Source organism: Mycobacterium sp. 3519A, assembly GCF_900240945.1.
Lineage (GTDB): Bacteria > Actinomycetota > Actinomycetes > Mycobacteriales > Mycobacteriaceae > Mycobacterium.
Genome location: NZ_OESG01000013.1, coordinates 1260223 through 1275755, shown reverse-complemented (window position 1 = coordinate 1275755; position 15533 = coordinate 1260223). Strand labels below are relative to the sequence as shown.

Sequence of the window (15533 nt, the reverse complement as noted above, 5' to 3'; positions counted from 1 at the left end):
CGGGTGATCCTCGAACTGCACCGCAAGGACTTGCATCAGACCCGGTTCCTGCACAACGACGCGCCGACGCCCGCGGACGGGCAGGCTCTGCTGCGCATCGAATCCTTCGGACTGACGTCGAACAACATCACCTACGCGGTGTTCGGCGAGGCGATGAGGTATTGGGACTTCTTCCCGGCTTCCGAATCCGACTGGGGCAGGCTGAACGTGTGGGGCTATGCCCACGTCGAGGATTCCCGGCATCCGGATCTGCCGACCGGCACGCGGGTTTACGGGTATCTGCCCTGTGGGGATCATCTGCTCGTACAACCCGACCGGGTCGACGAGAAGGGTTTCGTCGACGCCGCCCCGCACCGCGCCGGCCTTCCGTCGGTGTATCAGGGCTACCGCAACCTCGCTGCCGATGCCTTCTACTCGGCCGACCACGAGGCCGCGCACCTAGTGTTCTTCCCGCTGTTCTTCACCGCGTTCCTGATCGACGATTTCCTCGCCGACGAAAACTTCTTCGGTGCGGACACCGTGGTGATCTCCAGCGCCTCGGCCAAGACGGCGCTCATCGCGGCCTACCTTCTCGCGAAGCGCGACGGCGTGACAACCGTCGGACTGACTTCTGCGGGCAACAAACAGTTCGTCGAGAGTTTGGACGTCTACGACTCGGTGATGGTGTACGACGACATTTCGGCGCTGCCGGGCGAGCGTGCGGTCTACATCGACATCTCGGGCAGCGGCACGGTCCGCGCGGCCGTCCATACGCGGTACGGCGACCGTCTTGGCCACAGCGCCATCGTCGGCGCGACCCATTGGACCGAGATGGGCGCCGGCGCAGGCGAACTCGTCGGGCCGAGCCCCGTGCTCTTCTTCGCACCCGACCGCATCGTCAAGCGCGGCGCGGATTGGGGTCCGGCGCGCCTGGATCAGAGCCTGGCCGAGGCGTGGCAACCCTTCGCCGCCTGGTCGTCGAATTGGCTTCGCGTCGAGAGGATTTCGAGCGAAGACGATATCAAGCGGGCTTACCTCGAATTGCTCGACGGTAAGGTGGACCCTGCCTCGGGTTGCATCGTCGAGGTGTGAGCCGCGCGCCCGATGAACTGCAGGCCGGCGTTGATCGCCGGCCTATGCCGCAGGATGCGGTAGTGCGCCAACCGGCCCAGCCCGCGGGTGGTGACGAGTTTCGCGCCGGGCCAGGCTTGAACGATCTTTTCGCTCATGTCATACGGGCTGTCGGGGTCGTCGGGGTCGTGGACCACCAGCAGCGGCGGCGCATCGTCGAGGGTGGCCGCGATGCGTGCGATGTCGGTGTCGAACAGCGGCATGTTCAGCCGTCGGTCGAGGCGGCGGTGCAGGCCGCCGAGAATGCGGGGGCCGAATCCGTGACGGTCGGCGAAAATGTCCAGATACCAGGAGAAGTCGCCCATCGGCGCCAGGAACACCAGGCGTTCGGCTTCGGTGCCGCGAGCCACCGCCAACGCGGCCGCCTTGGCGCCGAGGGAATGGCCGACGATCGCGCGCGCCGGTCCGTGCGCGCGCACAACGGCTTTCACCGCTTCGGCGCACTCGACGATCGTCGTGCGTCCTGGCGCGAGGTCACCGGGCGCGGAGTCGTGATGACTGGGCAGGTCGAAGGCGATGACCCGGTGCCCCGCCTCGACCAGCGGCTTGACGAAGACACCGAGGTGCGCGCGGCACCCACCCCAGCCGTGCACCAGGTACACCGTCGGGCCTTCACCCCAGGCCTCCCCCGCGACCCGGTGGCCCGACCACGTCGCCTCGACGGGTTCACTCGGCGGCACCCCCGGCGGCATCCGCAGACTGGCGTCCACGTCCGGCGGGGTGCACCACACCCCGACGGCCCACCGCGACCCGATCGCGGGCGCGAACCGCTCGAGCAGCCCCAACGCCCGGCGCACCCGCCGGTCGACGGGTGGCTCGATGCCAGATCCCGCTTCCACGAGCGGCAATCTTACGGTCCGTCGACGGGTCGCCGCCCCTGACCTGCTTGACTGACGAGATGCCTGCGACCGACGAGATGCTCGACGAGTTCGCGTTGCGGAAACTCGTCCACTCCTACTGCCGCGCGGTCGATCGCGGCGACTTCGCGACGCTACGCGGCCTCTACCATCGCGACGCCCAGGATGCGCACGGCACGTTCTCCACCGGGTCCGTCGACGCGTTCCTCGCCACGCTCGAGGCGTCCCGCCCGCACCTGCGCTCGATGCAGCACCACATCACCACCGTGAATTTCGCCGTCGACGGTGCCCGCGCCGAGGGCGAGATCTACACGATCGCGACGCACACGTTCGCGGCGGGCGACCGCGATGTCGAGGTCATCGTCGGCGGTCGCTACCTCGACAAGTACGCGAAGCGCGACGGCGTCTGGAAGATCCTCGAACGGGCCATCGTGACCGACTGGGCACACGTGCACGACCCGTCGTCAGTCGACCTGAGCCATCCGATCACCAGGGGCACACTGCACGGCAGTCCAGGGCCCGATGATCCGTCGCACCAGTTCTTTTCGCTGCTCTAGCGATCAGACCCGTACGCCGTCGGCCACCCATGGCACGCGGTCCACGGTGGCGTCGTCGAGCACCATCGCCGCCACCCGGTCCCGATGCTGCTCGGCGCCACCCAACAGCACGGCGTCGGTGGCGGCGCGCTTGTAGTAGAGGTGCGCCTGGTGTTCCCAGGTGAAGCCGATGCCGCCGTGCACCTGGATGGTGTCGGTGGCGACATGGCTGAAGGCCGCCGAGCAGACCGCCTGCGCGATGGCTGTCGCAAGCGCCGGATCGTCGGAGCCGTCGGTCAACGCCCAAATGGCATGGTAGGCAGTCGATCTGGCGTGTTCGACGTCGACGAGGAGATCCGCCAGCCGGTGCTTGACCGCCTGGAACGATCCGATCGGCCTGCCGAACTGCAGCCGCGACTTCGCGTACTCGACGGACAGGTCCAGCAGATGCTGCGCGGCGCCGACCTGCTCGACGGCCAGCAGCGCGGCACCCACCTGCAGCGCGTGATCGACGACGCGCGCGGTTTCGGCCGGATCTGCGATCACCACACCGCGGGCGTTGGACAGCGTGATGCTGGCTTGCGACCGGGTCAGGTCGAGGGTGGCCAGCGCGGTGCGCTGCACCCCTTCGCCGGTGGCGTCGACGGCGTACAGGGCGACACCGTCGGACCCGCGGGCGGCGACCAGCAAGACGTCGACGATGCCACCGTCGACCACCTGCGTCACCGTGCCCGACAGCGCGTCGCCGTCGGCGGTCACGGTCACCGCGTCCGCATCGAACACCCCGCCGTTGTCGGCCGCCGCGACGGCGGCGGTGCGCCGCCCTTCGACCAAGTCGCCGAGCAACTGGTCACGCTCGGCGCCCGGCGACGCGGCGACCAGGGCGGGAATCGCCAGGTAGACCGTGCCGAACAGCGGCCCACACGCCAGCTTGGCGCCGAGTTCCTCGATGGCCACCGCCTGGTCGACGAGGGTGCCGCCGACGCCACCGTCGGCCTCGGGTACGGACAGGCCGAGCACACCCAGTTCGCCGCCGAGTCGGGCCCACACCTTCGGGTCGAACGGTGGGTCGGACTCCATCAGCCGCCGGATCTTCTCTTCCGCGAAGCACTCGGCGCTGAACTTGCGCACCGCGTCACGCAGTTGGTGCTGCTCGTCGGTGAACCTGAACTCAGCCGAATCAGCCGAGCTATTGGGCTGATTCGCAAGCTTCTCAGCCACGGGGGATCTCCTTCCACGGCATCCCGGCATCCGCGCGCAGATCGCCCGGCAGTCCGAGAATGCGTTCGCCGAGGATGTTGCGCATCACCTCGGATGTGCCGCCTTCGATGGTGTTGGCCCGGCTGCGCAGATACTTCTGTTGGATGGGCCCCTGCCAGTCGCGCTCGCCGGTAGCGCTGCCCTGCCCATAGCCGCGATACAGAAGTCCTTCTGGGCCAAGGAAATCCATGCACCACTGGTAGATGTGTTGATTCAGCTCGGCCCCGACCAGCTTGCCGATCGAGCCCTCCGGACCGGGTCCGCCGACCGTCGCAGCCGCGCGCGAGCGTTCCGACGTCAGGCGCTGCGCCTCCGAACGCAGCCACAGTTGCGTCAGCCGGTCCCGCAGCACCGGTGTGCGCCGTTCTGGGCGCGACGCCCACAGCGCGGTGGCGTCGGCGATGGTCCCCGCACCGCGACGGCTGCCGCTGCCGCCGAGGGCGGTTCGTTCGTTCATCAGCGTCGTCATCGCCACGTTCCAGCCGTTGCCCACGTCGCCGAGGCGGTGTTTGTCCGGGATGCGAGCGTCGGAGAAGTACACCTCGTTGAACTCGGCTTGGCCGGTCAACTGGCGCAGCGGCCGCGTTTCGACGCCCGCGCCGTGCATATCGATGACGAAGTAGGTCAGCCCCTTGTGCTTGGGCACATCCGGGTTGGTGCGCGCGAGCAACAGTCCCCAGCGCGCGCGGTGGGCGAGGCTGGTCCACACCTTCTGACCGTTGACCACCCATTCGTCCCCGTCACGGACCGCCGAGGTGGCCAGCCCGGCGAGGTCGGACCCGGCGCCCGGTTCCGAGAACAGTTGGCACCACAGGTCTTCGGTGGTCGCCAGCGGCCGCAGCCATTGCCGCTTCACGTCCTCGCTCTGGGCGTGCTCGCGGATCGTCGGCGCGGCCATGCCGTATCCCATCGGGTTGAGCCCGAGCGGCACCGGTCCACCAGCGCCCTGCAGGACGCGGTCCGCGACCGCCTGCAGACCGCGCGACACCCCCAACCCGCCGAGTCCCTCCGGAAAGTGCACCCAGGACAGCCCGGCGTCGTAACAGGCGCCCAGATACTCCTGGACAGGCACCTTCTTGGGGTCGTGATCCGCGACCACCGTGCGCGCCAGCTCGGCGACCCGTTCGGCATCAGCATCGTTGCTCATGCCAGTCACGATAGAAACTCGACACCCGTCGAGAATCAGCGGCCCCCAGGTAGCGGTGATCAGCTAGGGCAATAGCTGGCCTTGGCGATGGCGACCAGACGGGCCACCACTTCGGGCTGCACACCGGGCTTCTGGCGCAGGATCGCCTGCGACACCGCGATCGACGAGTTGCCATGGGTGAGTTGTCGGCAGATCGCGCGCCCGATCTGGATCATGTCGCTGTCGCCGGTCGGGCATTCGAACGGCCCCTGGCCGCATCCGAGCCCGCTGGACTTGATCAATCCGAGGTAGTTGTCGTCAGTGGCATCTGCGCTGGCCGGTCCCGCGAACGCCAGCGCCATGGCCGCTGCGGCCACGAACGATACGAACACGCGTTTCACGGGAACACCATAATTCGCGGCCCGCCCCAACGGCTGCGCCGCCCAGGAAACCGTCAGGTAACGAGCACTAGGCTGAGCGCTTCGGCTTACTGGTGGAAGGGACCTCGGCGTTGTCTCTGAAGAGTGACATCCCCGGGAAGGAGGCTGTCGGCTTCCGCTCCGAACGGGGACCTGTTCTCATCTCGGTGATGTTGAGCACCGGTCTGGTCGCCATCGATTCGACTGTGCTGGCAACGGCGGTGCCGTCCATCGTGGGTGAACTGGGTGGTTTCAGTCAGTTCCCGTGGCTGTTCTCGGCATACCTGCTGGGGCAGGCGGTCACCGTGCCGGTCTACGCGAAGCTCTCCGACATCTTCGGCCGCAAGCCCATCCTGCTGTTGGGGATCGCGCTGTTCCTCGCTGGGTCGATTCTGTGCGCGGCGGCGTGGAACATGCCCGCGCTGATCGTCTTTCGAGCCGTTCAGGGTCTGGGCGCGGGCGCGGTCCAGCCCACTGCGATGACCATCGTCGGCGATATCTACACCGTGGCCGAGCGGGCCAGGGTGCAGGGCTATCTGGCGAGCGTGTGGGCGATCTCGTCGGTCATCGGTCCGCTTCTCGGCGGCATCTTTTCGCAACTGGGTGTGTGGCGCGGCGTGTTCCTGATCAACATCCCGCTGTGTCTGCTGGCGGCGTGGATGTTCAGCAGGCACTTCCGCGAGCAGGTCGCCCACCGCCGTCGGAAGGTCGACGTCGTCGGCGCGGTGCTGTCGGCGTGCGCGATGACGGCGCTGATCCTGGCGATCCTCGGCGGCGGCCAGACGTGGGCGTGGGCGTCGGCGCCCAGCATCGCCGCCTTCGCGACGGGCGCGGTGCTGCTGGTGGCGTTCGTCATCGTGGAGCGAAGGGCTGCCGAGCCGATACTGCCGCTGTGGGTCTTCTCCCGTCGGCTGCTGTGCGCGACCACGATCGTCGCGTTCGGTGTCGGGGCCATCCTGATGGGGTTGACGTCATATGTGCCAACGTTTCTGGAGGGCTCGCTGCGGGTCCAACCGGTGATCGCCGGCCTGGCCCTTGCCGCGTTGACGCTGGGGTGGCCTGCAGCGGCGAGCGTCGCGGGCCGGTTCTATCTGCGGTGGGGATTCAAGAACACCGCCGTCCTCGGGGCCGTGCTGGTGATCATCGGAGCAGCGGTGCTCGCGGCGGCGGCACACCGACCGAACGTGGCGGTCGCGGCAGTGGTGTGTCTGGTCATCGGCTGCGGCATGGGTCTGCTTGCCGTGCCGACCCTCATCGCGGCCCAGTCCAGTGTCGACTGGAGTGAGCGTGGCGTCGTGACGGGTAACAACATGTTCGCCCGCTCGCTGGGAAGCGCCGTCGGCGTCGCCGTCTACGGCGCGATCGCCAACTCGATCTTCGGCCCCGGCGATGTGCACTCGGTGGGCCCGGCGGCCATCAAGGCGGGTTCGGCGGCGGTGTTCGCCGGCGTGCTCGTTGTCGCGGTGGCCACCGCCGTCGCCGTGCTGGCGATGCCGCGCACACCGCCGCACGCGGCCGACGTCTCGGCCTAGGCCCCTGGCGAGTGCACTCGTTGCGCCAGCCACGGCAACGCGTTGGAGAAGGCCGTGGCGGCGAATTGCCAAGTGTGATAGCCCGGATACACCCGCAACGAGCATCCGATGTTCACCGCGACCGCGGCAGCGCACAGATCCGGTAACGCACCCTTCTCCCGGAACACGTCGGCGTCGTCGTGGCCGCCGAATCCCACTGGGGCGTCGCGCTTTACGTGGTGATCGGGCAGGTTCTTCGTCTTGTCGTCGGCAGGCTCCTGCGAGTCGTCGAAGTATCCCGCGATGCCGGTGTACGGTCCGTGTTTGGCCATCACGGTGCGCGGGTCGAACGCCGCCCATGCCGCGGCGTCGCCGCCGTACAGTCGCGAGATCGTCTGTTGCTTGGTACCGGAGTTGGGCCCGCGATCGCCGCCGATGTCGTCGAACGTGGTGAACAGGTCGGGATGCATGACGGTGAGGTCGATGGCGCACGTGCCGCCCATGGACCAGCCCACCACGCCCCACCGGGTGGGATCCGGCGAGACGCCGTAGTGCGACACCACGTACGGGCGAACATCTTTGGTCAGGTGGTCGGCGGCGTTGCCGCGCGGACCGTTGACGCATTCGGTGTCGTTGTTGAAGTTCCCGCTGGAGTCGACGAAGACGAAGACAGGGGCAGCGCCGTTGTGGGCCTTGGCGAAGTCGTCGATCACCGATATCGCGTTGCCGGTCCGCATCCAGTTGGTCGGGTTGCTGAACTCGCCCGCGATCATCATCACCGCCGGAAGCTGTGGCGGTGCCGCGCCTGCGAACCAGATCGGTGGGAGGTAGACGAATTCGCGGCGATGTTTGAATTCGCTTGCGTCGTCGGGAATGTCTACGCCGACAAGCTTCCCCGTGTCAGGGTGCGTGTTGCGCAGGCCTGCGAGTGCGGAGACGTCGGTCTGGTCCGGCAGCGGACCGGACGTCAGGTCTCCCCACGCCTTCTGCACGGTCGGGTAATAGCCGACCCAGTTGTTGAGCACCAGCAGGGCGCACAGCAGCGTCAACGGAACCGCCAGGAGCGACACGCCCCGGCGCCACCACGGCGCACCGCGAAAGCCCAACAGCGCCACCGCCATCGACGCCGCGAACACCGCCGTCCACACCCACAGCCGCAACGGCGCGGGATCCGAGGAAAGCCCTTCGGAATTCATGTATGCGCGGGCTCCCAGCGCCACCGCGACCCCGACGGCGGCGGCGACCGGTACCCAGATGATCCGCCACCGACGGGTTCGCCAGCCGATCGCGATCACCAGCACGACGACCGCGACGATTTCCACGGTCAGGGGCAGCCAACCGGCCAACAGCGAGACGCCGTGGCCGAACTTGCTGAAATCCGGGTCGGGTAGCGGCGGCATCGGGGTCGGCGTCGGAGGCGTGATCGAGGGACCGGTCGGCGGCACTCCGCCAGTCTCGGAGCACTTCCTGGGAAGACGCTGGCGGCCGCGCCGGTGTCAGTTCGAGCGGGCGGATCTGGCGAACCGCCACAGGTAGGTGGGCAGGCGCCGCGCCGGGACACTTCGCGGCCAATCGTTCGCGCGGAAGTAGGCGTCGGATCCGCCGTCGACGAAGATGACGCTGCCGCAGAGGAAGTCCGCGGCGTCCGACAGCATGAACAGCATCCAGTCGGCGAGCTGGCCCGGGTCACCGAATCCGCCGATCGGGACGGGGAACGCTCGGACGGCTTTGGCCTCGCGCGGCATCGACAGCTGTTTCTCGAGCAGAGGCGTCATGATGGCGCCCGGCGCCAGCGCGTTGAGTCGAATGCCTTGGCCTGCCCAGTCGCGTGTCACCGCGGTGCGCCTGACCCAGTGCGACACCGCGATCTTCGACGCCGCGTACGACAGCGACGGTGCGGCGGGCCCGAGCAGCCGTACCGAGCGCGCGGCCCTGTCGGCATCGCCTGCGAGCAACGCGCGCACCGTCCGCCGCGGGACAACCGGGGTCGTGGTCGTTGAATTGCTGCCGATCACCACCACCTTGGCGCGCCCGGTCGCGGCCAGCGCCTGCCGCCACACCTGCAGCAGGTCCACCACGCCGAGGTAGTTGACCTCGAAGATGCGGCGCGGGCCGTCCGGGCCGGGTGTCGGCCCGATACCGGCCGCCAACACGGCGCCATCGAGTCGGCCGCCCGCGGCGGTCAGCACCGCGTCCGCCGCCGATCGGCGACCGTCGGGAGTCGACAGATCCGCCACGACGTCGGCTTCCTTGACGTCGACGCCGATCACGGTGTGGCCCGCGGCCTTCAGCTTCTCGGCGGCCTGCCGCCCCATGCCCGACGCCGATCCGGTGACCGCGTACACGCCCATTCCCCTGTCCCCTCTCGTTGCTGACGCGACAGCGTCGTCGGGAGCGTATCGACGCGGGCAAACGGACCTGCCACCGGTCGGCGGCCGGGGGTGTGTGTCGGCAAAGGGAAGTTTCGTTTGACGGATACCGTTGAACGACTCGAACAGCGCTTCGGTCGCCCGTGCCCGCCCACATCCGCCAAGGAGCCCGATATGAAACTAGCCACCCTGCGCACCGCAGGCGGCACCGTCGCCGCACGGGTCGACAGCGCCGAGAGCGCCACCGTCATTCCCCGCTACGCGGACCTCTCCGCACTGCTCGATGAGCCCAACTGGCGCACCATCGCCGACCAGGCCGACGGTGATTCGGTGAGCCTCGACTCGGTCGAGTATGCGGCGGTGGTACCGCGCCCCGGCAAGATCGTCTGCGTCGGCTTGAACTACACGAGCCATATCAAGGAGTTGGGTCTCGAACTTCCGGAGTATCCGACGCTGTTCGCGAAGTTCGCCGACGCCCTGACCGGCCCGTACGACGACATCGTGGTGCCCAAATACGCTGCGCAGCAACTGGATTGGGAAGCAGAGCTGGCGTTTGTGATGGGCAAGACCGCCTACCAGGTGGCCGAGGCCGATGCGGCCGACTACATCGCCGGCTACTCGGTGTTCAACGACTACACGATGCGCGACTATCAGTTCCGCACACTGCAGTGGGATCAGGGCAAGAACTTGGAAAAGGCCAGTGGCTTCGGACCTTTCCTGGTCACAGACTATCAACTCGGCACCACGATCGAGGCCCGCCTCGACGGCGAGGTCATGCAGCACGCCACCACCGATGACCTGGTGTTCGGCCCCGAGGCGCTGGTGTCCTACATCAGCCACATCGTCACGCTGCGGCCCGGCGACGTCGTGGTCACCGGCACCCCCGGAGGCGTCGGGCATGCGCGTAAGCCCGCTCGCTACATCGGCGACGGGCAGACCGTCGAGGTGAGCATCGAGGGGCTCGGCGCCGTCAGGAACAAGACGATCATCAAATAGGGCGGGGCTTTATAGGGTCGTGCCATGAGCATCGACCCCTCGAAGATCCTGCTGACGGGCCGCGTCGCTGTTGTGACCGGCGGCGGTGCGGGCATCGGCCGCGGCGTCGCGGCAGGCCTGGCGGCCTTCGGCGCCAACGTCGCGATCTGGGAGCGAAACCCCGAAACCTGCGCGGCCGCTGCCGACGAAATCGGCGCGCTCGGCATCCCGGTCGACGTCAGGGACGGTGCGCAGGTCGATGACGCGCTTGCGCGGACCGTCGAGCAATTGGGCCCGGTGACGATCCTGGTGAACAACGCCGGTGGGGTGTTTCACTCCGGACTGCTCGACACCAGCGAGAACGGTTGGGACGCAATGTACAAGGCGAACCTACGCCACGTGTACCTGTGCAGCCAGCGAGTGGCGCGACAGCTTGTCGCGAAGAAGCTGCCGGGAAGCATCATCAGCGTGACATCGATCGAGGGGGTCAGGGCCGCACCGGGTTACGCGACCTACGCCGCGGCCAAGGCCGGCGTCATCAACTACACCAAGACAGCGGCGCTCGAGCTTGCGCCGCACGGCATCCGGGTGAACGCGCTGGCACCCGACATCACGTTGACCGAAGGCATCATCGCGATGGCCCCTGTCGGGTCGGAAGACCGGTTCGGCCGCACAGTGCCGATGGGACGCGCGGGCCATGTCGACGAGATGGCCGGTGCGGCAGTGTTTCTCGCGTCGGATCTGTCGAGCTACATCACGGGGCAGACGATCCATGTGGACGGCGGCACGCAGGCGGCGTCGGGGTGGTATCACCATCCGTACAGCGGCGACTACGTGCTCGGACCGGCGGGCGGGTGAGCGACGGAAGGAGCTCGAAATGGGACTGCCGCTGATCGATGACGACAACGGGATCCGCTGGATCACCATCGACCGGCCCGAGATCCGGAACGCGTTGCAGGTCGAGGATCTCGACCATATCGCCGAGGCGGTTCGGTCGGCCGGACCGGATCTTCGCGCGATCGTCCTGACCGGCGCGGGAGATCGCGCCTTCTCGGCGGGTATGCACGTGGACACCTTCGCCGATGCGACACCGGAGAGTGCGCGAACGAGCATTACGCGGGTGCGTGATTGCCTCGGCGCCATCCGACTGTGTCCGCGACCCACGGTCGCCGTCATCAACGGATACTGCCTGGGGGCGGGCTTCGAGATGGCCTTGGCGTGCGACCTTCGGGTCGCGCACCCAGAAGTGCAATTCGGCCTCCCCGAAATAAAGCTCGGCATCCCCTCAGTTGTGGACGCGGCGCTGCTGCAGCAGTTCGTGGGATTGTCCAAGGCCAAGGAGATCATCCTCACCGGCGACATGTATCCGTTGAAGGACCTGGCGCACACCGGAATCGCGAACCGCATCGTCGCTCTGTCCGAGCTGCGTGCGACGGCACTCGAACTTGCCAACCAGCTGGGCTCGTATACACCGCAGGTGATGGCGGCGCAGAAAGGATTGTTCGAGACCTGGCTCAACTACGGTCTACAGCATGGAATCGACACCAGCGTCGATGTTTTCGCTGATGTGTTCGCCCACCCGGCAACGCTGCAGGCTATTGCGCAATATCGACCCGGCCGGAAGACATGATCGGATGTGCGGACTGCCTTTGGGTGTCACGGCCTTTCGGGCGGATAGCTGAAGTACTCGGGACCCAGCCAGTCCTTGACGGTGGGGTACATCGCCGCGCGGAACGCTTCGACCGCTGGTAGCGGCCGATATGCAGCAATCCGCTTCCTGATCAGTCCGTGGTCGTCGTCCTCGATGAGTTCCAGGATTTCGAGGTCGCGCCCATCGATCTGGCCCTGCCACTGCAAGAACGTAGTGCTTTCGTCGAGTCTGTCTTCGCGCACGTAGTGGCCGGAGCGGACGTGCGACGACAGCGCCCAGATGCGGCCGATGAGTTCGCGGCCGGTGACGACCTTTGTCAAGATCGGAGTGTGGAACTCGATGTCGTCGGACAGCAGAGCTGAAACTTCCTCTGGGGTGTTGTTTCCCCGTTCGCGCAGTGCGCGTAATGGATGCATCACCAGATCCTTCGGTTCGGTTTCAGGGGGTCGGCATGTGCGTCAGAACTCGTGGCACGTCGACGCCCATTGCGGACAACACCGCGGCGACCTTGAGGTCCAGTTCTCGTCCGACTGCGGCGACTTCTACTCTGCTGCCCAAGCTGCCGAACAGCATGCTTGGCTGGTCGATGACCAATACGCCCTGACCGTCGTCGTCGGCGTAGATGAACAGCCGTAGGGGCGCGTACAGCATCGCCGCGGGCTCGCGGCGATACATCCGCTCGGCGATCGTGTGATTGCCCATGAGGTACTCGACGCCCGGCCGGTCGGTGCCTGATGTGCGCATATACGCCCGTGCATCAATCGAGCCGAACCGCATGAGTCCCAATGGCGCAAGGGTGTCGAAGAGCGCGATGTTCTCAGACCAGCTTTCCAAGGAGTGGAAGCGTTCGGGCTCGATCGGCGGTACCACGCGTTCGAAGGTTGCGATGGCGTCGTCGAACGCCCGGCCAAGTGGCAGATGTAATCGCCGTATCAGGTGTTCGGTGAGATTTACCTGTCCCATTCTTCGTGTACTCCTTCCGCGAGCATTCGTGTGGCGAAGCATGGCTGATCCACCACATACCGAGCCGCACGTCGAAATGTCTTGGGCGTACGGGCCTATCAACTTCACCGTACAAGTTCAGTGAATGAACTTCTATAAGAAGTTCCGAAGTTTTTCTGTGACGAGGCACGCGAGGCGGGGTCAGCAGATCAGGCTGCGTCGGCGAACGGTTCGAGCATTCGGTGTGGACGCGTCAGCAGCCTGCTTATCCGGTCATCGCGATCGGAATCCGCGGACCTGGACGCTCGCGGGTGCACCTCGAGGTCACGCGGCCTGGGCACAGTGCCACAACGTCCGCAGTTTCCAAGAGGGGTCAGTTCACCGCCGCACCCGTGATGAACGATCGGCCGACGCAACTTTTCGGTCACGTAGTACTCGTTGCCCCAGTGCATCATTGACCACACGATCGGCCACAGCTGCTCCCCCTTCGGGGTCAACGAATACTCGTCTCTACCGCTTGCGCCGATCGACGTCGTCATGATCTCGTGCTCGATGAGCAGCCTCAAGCGTTCGGTCAAGACGGCCGGTGGAATGTCGAGGTGAGTGCGGAAGTCGCTGAACCGTACGACCCCGTAGAACGCGTCCCGGATGATCAGCAGTGTCCATCGCTCGCCGATGACTTCGAGTGTGCGTGCGACGGGACACATCTCTTTCTCGTACTCGCGCTTCAAGGCCATGCTACAAGTGTAGGGGCCGATGATTCATTCACCGAACCGGACGCGCTGGTGAGACGAAGGGGGCCGCATCTCTGCGGCGGTCGGGGTGCCTGCGCCGCCAGCGGTCAGCTCACCTGCCTGGATGGCCAGCCTCCGGCTAGCAGGGGGTCGACAATTGCGGCCAGCCTCAATGTGATCATGATCGGCTCACGTCACTCTCAGATGCAAACCCGGCTCGATCGTGGAGTTTCCGTAGGTCGAAAGTGAGCCACCGAAGCGCGGAGCCGGTTCTGAGCAAAGAGCGAGGAAACATGGTCACTGTCCTGATACGCGCTGTAGAGCTTGCCGTAACGACGCCGTTCCGGGCCTTGGCCGCGATACGCGCCGTGAAGACGTACGGACACGATCCGTACGACGACTGGGCTGAATATGACGAGGACCGCTGACAGACGTGAGCGAGGGGATCCGCCTTGTTGTCGGCGTTGCCGTCGCCATTCTCGTCGCCGGTCTGCTCACCTACCTGCTGCTGCGGGCCATGCTCAGCCAATGGCAGCAACACACCGACCTGCCTGCCGAGGACGCCATGGAACGTGGTCGCTGCATGGAATGCCGCGAATGGCGCTACCTGAATCAACTCGTGCTGACCGGCGGCGTGTGCCTCAGCTGTTGGTCCCGGCGCGGATCGGCGAACCAGTTTGGGCGAATGTGATCAGCATCCGAGTTGACAAAGAAAGGCCCAGATCATGATCTGGGCCTTCTCTGGTGGAGCTGCCGGGAATCGAACCCGGGTCCTACGGCATTCCCTCAAGGCTTCTCCGTGCGCAGCTCGCTATGCCTCTACTCGGATCTCCTGATCACGCGAACAAGTCAGGATGACGATCCCAGTCGCTGTTTGGTGTCCCGATGAGTCCCGCGACCGAACTCATCGGTTGATCCCTCTAGATGACGCCAGGATCCGGGTCGAGGGCGTTCCCGGACTGACGGACTCACAGTCGCTTAGGCAGCGAGTGCGAAGTCGCGCTGATGAGAATCGGCGCTTAATTGGTTGCAACGACGCTTACGGTGGTCTCTTGCCTGCACCGGCACGCTTCCCTTGATTCGATGCGCGAAGTCGAAACCGTTCAGCCCCCTGTCTGATTTTTTGGGCGACCCTGCCGACTCTCGGCAGGACATTCCATTCTACCGGGCGCTACAACGCAGGCCAGCGATTAAATAATCCCACCTAGATCACGAAATTGAGGTGCTCGACGATGCGCCTGCCCAGGGCCTCGTCACCGCCGTACGCGACCGCGCCATGGTCGACGGCCGTCCTACCCCCGGCCAACCGGGTGAACAGCAGGCCATCCAAGGTGATGGTCGCCGTCGGATCCCGACCCTCGAAGTCGTCGACCACCTGACCCCTGCCTTCGACGGCGACATTGATCGTCCTGGCCAGCGGACCCGTCAGCTCGATGGCCACCCGCGACCCCTCCGGCGCCCCGCCGAGCTTGCCGACCACAAAGCCCATGCTGGCGCCCAGCTCGTCGAGCGCCAGTGAGGACGCCGGGCCCGTCGGATCCGCTGCCGGCTGGTCGAGGGCGTCGCGGACGTCGTACAGATGCATCCAACAGTCGAAGTCCCGCACCCGCATGAACCGCCCGTACGTGTCCGGGCCCGCAGGCGTCACGGTGACCTGGTTCCAGTCGTCGTCGCTCATCGCCGTCAACTGCTCGCGGCGGTGGCCGGTCGTCGTGCGGAACATCTCGAGCAGATCGGCGGGGCCAACGCCGCGCAGCTTGCGGACCCACCGCTCGTTCAATGCGCCGATGTCGTTGCGGACATGGTCAAGCGTCGACAGGTCGATGTCGGGTTCCGGCGGCGCGGCGCCCTGCATCATCGACTCGGTGCCAATCAGGTGCGCGGTCACGTCGTGAACCGTCCAGCCGGGCAGCGGGGTGTGCGCTCGCCACTGCTCGTCGGCCAGGCCGGCGAGGACCGTGTCGATCTCCTCCCACACCGCGAACAGGCCGGCAAGGACGTCGGACTTGTCGAGAGTCGTGACGTGTCGGGGGCTCATTGGGC

At 66.4% G+C, this 15533-nt stretch carries 18 protein-coding genes and 1 other RNA gene; 8 read left to right on the top strand and 11 right to left on the bottom strand.

Features of this window, described 5'->3' with window-relative positions:
• Positions 1 to 3 precede the first annotated feature (3 nt).
• Positions 4 to 1071 carry a DUF2855 family protein gene (locus C1A30_RS14025; RefSeq protein WP_101948874.1) on the top strand — a complete coding sequence of 356 codons (1068 nt, stop codon included), beginning with the start codon at positions 4 to 6 and terminating at the stop codon, positions 1069 to 1071.
• Here C1A30_RS14025 and C1A30_RS14020 read toward each other — a convergent pair.
• Complete coding sequence (locus C1A30_RS14020) at positions 1011 to 1949, bottom strand: alpha/beta fold hydrolase (RefSeq protein ID WP_235009890.1); 939 nt, start codon at positions 1947 to 1949, stop codon at positions 1011 to 1013. The genes C1A30_RS14025 and C1A30_RS14020 overlap by 61 nt on opposite strands.
• 59 nt (positions 1950 to 2008) lie before the next feature.
• Here C1A30_RS14020 and C1A30_RS14015 point away from each other — a divergent pair, with 59 nt between their 5' ends.
• Entirely contained in the window at positions 2009 to 2524 is a 516-nt protein-coding gene (locus C1A30_RS14015; protein ID WP_101948872.1) for a nuclear transport factor 2 family protein, read from the top strand.
• Between the two features lie 3 nt (positions 2525 to 2527).
• Here C1A30_RS14015 and C1A30_RS14010 read toward each other — a convergent pair whose 3' ends face one another.
• Genes C1A30_RS14010 through C1A30_RS14000 form a run of 3 tightly spaced genes read right to left on the bottom strand, consistent with a single transcriptional unit; the run spans position 2528 to position 5290 of the window.
• Positions 2528 to 3724 (bottom strand): acyl-CoA dehydrogenase family protein, encoded by a 1197-nt coding sequence (locus tag C1A30_RS14010; protein WP_235009888.1) that lies wholly within the window; start codon positions 3722 to 3724, stop codon positions 2528 to 2530.
• Positions 3717 to 4910, bottom strand: coding sequence for an acyl-CoA dehydrogenase family protein (locus C1A30_RS14005; RefSeq protein WP_101948870.1), 1194 nt, complete (start codon positions 4908 to 4910; stop codon positions 3717 to 3719). The genes C1A30_RS14010 and C1A30_RS14005 overlap by 8 nt, the downstream gene beginning before the upstream one ends.
• A gap of 59 nt (positions 4911 to 4969) precedes the next feature.
• Positions 4970 to 5290: a DUF732 domain-containing protein gene (locus C1A30_RS14000; RefSeq protein WP_101948869.1), complete on the bottom strand. Its 321-nt coding sequence runs from the start codon at positions 5288 to 5290 to the stop codon at positions 4970 to 4972.
• A gap of 116 nt (positions 5291 to 5406) precedes the next feature.
• Between C1A30_RS14000 and C1A30_RS13995 the strand changes: the two genes are divergently transcribed.
• Positions 5407 to 6840 (top strand): MFS transporter, encoded by a 1434-nt coding sequence (locus C1A30_RS13995; RefSeq protein ID WP_369974158.1) that lies wholly within the window; start codon positions 5407 to 5409, stop codon positions 6838 to 6840.
• Here C1A30_RS13995 and C1A30_RS13990 read toward each other — a convergent pair.
• Positions 6837 to 7940: an alpha/beta hydrolase gene (locus C1A30_RS13990; protein ID WP_369974157.1), complete on the bottom strand. Its 1104-nt coding sequence runs from the start codon at positions 7938 to 7940 to the stop codon at positions 6837 to 6839. The genes C1A30_RS13995 and C1A30_RS13990 overlap by 4 nt on opposite strands.
• A gap of 375 nt (positions 7941 to 8315) precedes the next feature.
• A complete protein-coding gene (locus C1A30_RS13985) occupies positions 8316 to 9170 on the bottom strand; it encodes an SDR family oxidoreductase (RefSeq protein WP_101948867.1) in 855 nt (284 codons plus the stop codon).
• 192 nt (positions 9171 to 9362) lie between these two features.
• On the opposite strand from C1A30_RS13985, the gene C1A30_RS13980 reads away from it, so the two are divergent.
• The 3 genes from C1A30_RS13980 to C1A30_RS13970 are packed head-to-tail and all read left to right on the top strand — an operon-like array spanning position 9363 to position 11793.
• Complete coding sequence (locus tag C1A30_RS13980; protein WP_101948866.1) at positions 9363 to 10184, top strand: fumarylacetoacetate hydrolase family protein; 822 nt, start codon at positions 9363 to 9365, stop codon at positions 10182 to 10184.
• Between the two features lie 24 nt (positions 10185 to 10208).
• Positions 10209 to 11021 (top strand): SDR family NAD(P)-dependent oxidoreductase, encoded by an 813-nt coding sequence (locus C1A30_RS13975; protein WP_101948865.1) that lies wholly within the window; start codon positions 10209 to 10211, stop codon positions 11019 to 11021.
• A gap of 19 nt (positions 11022 to 11040) precedes the next feature.
• Positions 11041 to 11793: an enoyl-CoA hydratase/isomerase family protein gene (locus C1A30_RS13970; protein ID WP_160112742.1), complete on the top strand. Its 753-nt coding sequence runs from the start codon at positions 11041 to 11043 to the stop codon at positions 11791 to 11793.
• A gap of 26 nt (positions 11794 to 11819) precedes the next feature.
• Here C1A30_RS13970 and C1A30_RS13965 read toward each other — a convergent pair whose 3' ends face one another.
• From C1A30_RS13965 to C1A30_RS13955, 3 genes are all read right to left on the bottom strand, one after another.
• Positions 11820 to 12230 carry a hypothetical protein gene (locus C1A30_RS13965; protein WP_101948863.1) on the bottom strand — a complete coding sequence of 137 codons (411 nt, stop codon included), beginning with the start codon at positions 12228 to 12230 and terminating at the stop codon, positions 11820 to 11822.
• Between the two features lie 22 nt (positions 12231 to 12252).
• Positions 12253 to 12777, bottom strand: a complete 525-nt coding sequence (locus C1A30_RS13960) for a DUF302 domain-containing protein (protein ID WP_101948862.1) — start codon at positions 12775 to 12777, stop codon at positions 12253 to 12255.
• A 188-nt stretch (positions 12778 to 12965) separates the two neighbouring features.
• A complete protein-coding gene (locus tag C1A30_RS13955) occupies positions 12966 to 13493 on the bottom strand; it encodes a helix-turn-helix domain-containing protein (RefSeq protein ID WP_101948861.1) in 528 nt (175 codons plus the stop codon).
• A gap of 290 nt (positions 13494 to 13783) precedes the next feature.
• Here C1A30_RS13955 and C1A30_RS36345 point away from each other — a divergent pair, with 290 nt between their 5' ends.
• Together C1A30_RS36345 and C1A30_RS13945 are read left to right on the top strand one after the other, a co-directional pair.
• The gene (locus tag C1A30_RS36345; RefSeq protein WP_255413218.1) at positions 13784 to 13918 is read left to right on the top strand and encodes a hypothetical protein; all 135 of its coding nucleotides are present in this window, start codon (positions 13784 to 13786) and stop codon (positions 13916 to 13918) included.
• Positions 13919 to 13923: 5 nt separating this feature from the next.
• Positions 13924 to 14181: a hypothetical protein gene (locus C1A30_RS13945; protein ID WP_101948859.1), complete on the top strand. Its 258-nt coding sequence runs from the start codon at positions 13924 to 13926 to the stop codon at positions 14179 to 14181.
• A gap of 51 nt (positions 14182 to 14232) precedes the next feature.
• On the opposite strand, the gene ssrA is transcribed toward C1A30_RS13945, so the two are convergent.
• Both ssrA and C1A30_RS13935 read right to left on the bottom strand, forming a co-directional pair.
• Positions 14233 to 14601: a transfer-messenger RNA gene (gene ssrA / locus C1A30_RS13940) on the bottom strand.
• Positions 14602 to 14694: 93 nt separating this feature from the next.
• The gene (locus C1A30_RS13935; protein ID WP_101948858.1) at positions 14695 to 15528 is read right to left on the bottom strand and encodes a maleylpyruvate isomerase family mycothiol-dependent enzyme; all 834 of its coding nucleotides are present in this window, start codon (positions 15526 to 15528) and stop codon (positions 14695 to 14697) included.
• Positions 15529 to 15533: the final 5 nt, after the last annotated feature.